The 4,112-nt window shown below is 27.1% G+C and carries 4 protein-coding genes; all 4 read right to left on the reverse strand.

Features of this window, described 5'->3' with window-relative positions:
- Positions 1-188, reverse strand: a 188-nt coding sequence (locus Q5F54_RS11425) for a nitrous oxide-stimulated promoter family protein (protein WP_302334453.1), incomplete at its 3' end; no start/stop codon positions are given.
- 10 nt (positions 189-198) lie between these two features.
- Positions 199-1,872 (reverse strand): thiol reductant ABC exporter subunit CydC, encoded by a 1,674-nt coding sequence (cydC, locus tag Q5F54_RS11430; RefSeq protein ID WP_330644420.1) that lies wholly within the window; start codon positions 1,870-1,872, stop codon positions 199-201.
- Positions 1,865-3,637, reverse strand: a complete 1,773-nt coding sequence (locus Q5F54_RS11435; protein ID WP_281538716.1) for an ABC transporter ATP-binding protein/permease — start codon at positions 3,635-3,637, stop codon at positions 1,865-1,867. Before Q5F54_RS11435 ends, cydC begins: the two co-directional genes overlap by 8 nt.
- Entirely contained in the window at positions 3,627-4,028 is a 402-nt protein-coding gene (locus Q5F54_RS11440; RefSeq protein ID WP_071120712.1) for a YbaN family protein, read from the reverse strand. The genes Q5F54_RS11435 and Q5F54_RS11440 overlap by 11 nt, the downstream gene beginning before the upstream one ends.
- Positions 4,029-4,112: the final 84 nt, after the last annotated feature.

A 4,112-nucleotide genomic window follows, 5' to 3' on the forward strand; every position in this document is an offset into this window, starting at 1 on the left:
CAATGTATCGGACATTTACTACAAAAGCTCTTTTCATTTCCAAACTTACAAAAATCAAGTCTCTTATGTGCATACTCTAATAGTTCTTGGCAATCTTCACATAATCCATTTTTATGCTTATGCTTTTTTCTACAATATATATTTATCATAAGATTTATAGTTTGTTTTTCTTTTTCTATTCTAGTCATAATCTCACCTTTAGTTGTAACTTAATGTATTATTTTTTACATAAATCTTTTTATCACATATAGCTGCACTTGATTTTCTGTGAGATACCATTACAACTGTTTTGTCTTTACAATGATTTTCTAAACTCTTTAGTATTTCAGCTTCATTTAAAGTATCTAAGTTACTTGTAGGTTCATCAAGTATTAATATATCTCCATCATGTAGGAAAGCTCTAGCTATACCCAATCTTTGTCTTTCTCCAGAAGATAAATTTCCACCTAACTCTCCAACATTAGTTTTATATCCTTGTGGTAAAGTAGTTATAAAATCATGTATTGATGCTTTTTTACAAGCCTCTATTACTTCTTCTTCAGTAGCATCTATTTTACCTATTTTTATATTATTTTCTATACTATCATTAAATAAGAATGTCTCTTGTGTAACCAAAGTTTGAGTTTTTCTTAAAGTCTTAGTTGGCACATTTTTTATATTCTTATTATCTATGTTTATTGATCCATTGTTTACATCCCAGAATCTCATCATAAGCTTAAGTAATGTACTCTTACCGCATCCACTTTCTCCAAGTATAGCTATTTTTTCACCTTTTCTTATATCTAGGTTTATATTATTTAATAATTTTTCATTTCTATCACCGTAGTTAAAGTCCATATTTTCTATAGACATTTCTGAAGTTTTAAGAGTTATTTCACCTTCTACTTCATCAACTGCTGGTACTTCATCTAATATATCAAATAATCTTTGAGCACAAGCAAAAGTATGTATTAAGTTATTTGATAAGTTACTTAAAGCTACAACTGGACCAAATGAACTAGATAATAGTACTATTGCTACTATTAACTCTCCTAAATTTAATACATTATTTTGCATTAAGTGTATACCAACAAATAAGAAAGTTAATATAGCTATCATTATAGTTACATCTGTACAAGCTCTTATTATACCTTCATGTTTTTTGATATCATCTAATTTAGCATTTAGTCTATCACTATTTTCATTTATTTTAGCTAATCTTTTTTCACCTTGATTAAATAATAATACTTCTTTTATACCTTTTAATGATTCTAATAAGAAACTATTTGTTTTAGCAAATTCTTCTCTATATTCTACTCCAGCCTTATTTCCATATTTAGAAGAGAAAACTGGTATTACATAACCTACTATTATATAGAATCCTGCTGATATTAATCCAAAGTATATATTAATACTTCCTAAAACTAACGCTATTATTATAGAAGTAATTATTGCTATAGCTATTGGAGCTACTGTATGAGCATAAAATACTTCTAATAATTCTATATCACTTGTTATTACTGAAATTAAATTTCCTTTTTCCTTAGATTCTAGCTTTGATGGTGCTAATTTTCTAAGTGCTTTATATACCTTATCTCTAAGTATTGCAAGTATCTTAAAGGCTATATAATGACCTGAATATTGTTCTATATATCTAAGTAATCCTCTAAGTACTGCACATACTATTATTACAGTTATACTTGTTTTAAATGTTACTGACATATCTATTCCAAGCTTTGTAGCAATAGCAACGCCTCCAAAAGTTGTTATTGCTATTGCAGCTAAAAATCCTAGTACTCCAAAGCTTATTGTTATCATCATAACTGGTGCTAGTGGCTTAAGTATTTTTATAAGCCTTGCCATAATTTTCATACCTGATTGTCTATTATTCACTTATAGCCACCTCCTTTTGTGTTAATTCATCATTGTATATACTTTCTAAGTTATTTTGATGATTTACTAATTGTGCATATTTTCCATTATACATCATAAGGTCTTTATGACTTCCACTTTCTACTATATTACCTTTATCTAATACATAGATGTTATCTGCATTTTTAACGTTAGCCAATCTATGAGATATTACTATAACAGTTTTATTTTCTGATAACTCATATATAGATCTCCATATCTTTTCTTCACTTTCTACATCTATATTTGAAGTTGCTTCATCGAATATATATATTTCAGGATTTGTTATTATAGTTCTAGCTAAAGCTAATCTTTGCTTTTGACCACCTGATAATAATGATCCACCTTCTCCAACATTTGTTTGTAATTTTTCTGGTAAGCTTTGTACAAAATCATATAAATTAGCTTTTTTAAGTGCTTCATTTATTTCTCTTTCATTTGCATCAAATTTACCCATTCTTAAGTTGTCTTCTATTGTTCCATTAAATATGTATGCACTATGGTTTATAAATCCAACCTTTTTAGTTAATACTTCAAATGGTATATAATTTAAATCTATTCCATTTAGTGTTATTTCACCACTATCTACTTTTTCTTGTTTTAATAGTAAGTTAGTTATAGTACTCTTACCACATCCACTTTCCCCAACTAAGGCAATCATTTTTCCTTTTGGTATAGTTACATTTACATTTTTAAGTACTTTTCTTTCTTTGTCATAACTAAAGTCTACATTTTTTATTTCTATATTTATATCTTTTAATAAATTCATTTCTTCTTTAGTTAAGTTTTCGATCTTTTCTATTTCTGCATCTAATAAATTAAATATTTTATCACTTGCAGCCATACCATTCATAGCTACGTGGAAATATGATCCTAATAGTCTAAGTGGTATAAAGAATTCTGATGAAAGTAATATTATTATAAGTACTTGACCTATAGTTATATTTCCTTGACTATATTGATTTGTAGCTATTATTATACCTAGAGCTGACCCTCCAAAAGCAATAAGATCCATAATATTTATAGAGTTTAATTGCATTGATAATACTTTCATAGTTATATTTCTGAAGTTTTCAGCTTCTTTGTTCATTTCTTCATTTTTTTCTTCATCTAAGTCATATATTTTTAATGTTGTAAGTCCATGTAAGTTTTCTAAGAAAGAATCTCCTAGATTAGTATATATACCCCAGTACTTTCCTAATAACTTTTTAGCAAATTTCATTACAGCTACTATTGATACTGGTATTAAAGGTACACATATTAATAGTACTATAGCAGCTTTAAAGCTTATTGGTGCTACCACTACAAATAGTGTAAGTGGTGCTAATAAACTATAAAATAATTGAGGTAAATATCTACCAAAATATATTTCTAAGGCTTCTACTCCATCTACTGATATTTGTACAGTTGATGATGTTGATATTGTATCTTTATAGTTAACACCTAAATCTAATAACTTTTGGTATATTTTTGATCTTAAGCCCTTTCTAACTTCTGTTGAAGATTTAGAAGAAAACTTTGTTGATAAGAAATTACATACAAATCTAATTCCTAACATTGCTACTATAAATACTGCTGAACCTAAAATATTTATATTAAAATCATTATTATATAGTTTATCTATTACATTACCTATATAAACTACTATTGCAATATTACATATTATAGATATCCAGTTCATTAAAACTGTCATACCTATCCATTTTTTTGACTCATCACAAAGTGATAATAATCTTTTATTGACCATCATATGCCTCCCTATTTGTCTCAACTTTTATTGTCTTCATCCTTGTAAATACTATTACTTTTGCCAACCACATTATTATGATTATCATTCTCATCATTGTATTTTCTATAGTTATAAACATAAACAGTAGTAATAGTGATACTGGAACTGTTAAGCAAAGTTTTGCTTTTAAAGTCATTCCACCTTTTTCTACAAATGATTTTACATATTTTTCGTACATCTTAGTTTGCATAAACTTTTCATTTAATTTTTCACTACTTTTTAATAAACAAAATGATGTTAATAAAAATAATGGTGTTGTTGGTAGCAGTGGTAAAAATATTCCTATAAAACCTAGTACAAAGGCTATTAATCCAACTAATAAGTACATTGCCTTTTTTAATTTACTCATTCTACTCTCCTCCTAGCAAACTTTTCGTGGAATAAAATAAATTTCATCCTCATCTTTTCCTATAAATCCTTCTACCTGATAAAC

Source organism: uncultured Romboutsia sp. (assembly GCF_958366745.1).
GTDB lineage: Bacteria > Bacillota > Clostridia > Peptostreptococcales > Peptostreptococcaceae > Romboutsia > Romboutsia timonensis.

Bases quoted from the DNA above. Each gene is read 5' to 3' on its own strand.
- Q5F54_RS11435 (WP_281538716.1), bottom strand. From the start codon at position 3,637: ATGGTCAATAAAAGATTATTATCACTTTGTGATGAGTCAAAAAAATGG.
- Q5F54_RS11440 (WP_071120712.1), bottom strand. From the start codon at position 4,028: ATGAGTAAATTAAAAAAGGCAATGTACTTATTAGTTGGATTAATAGCC.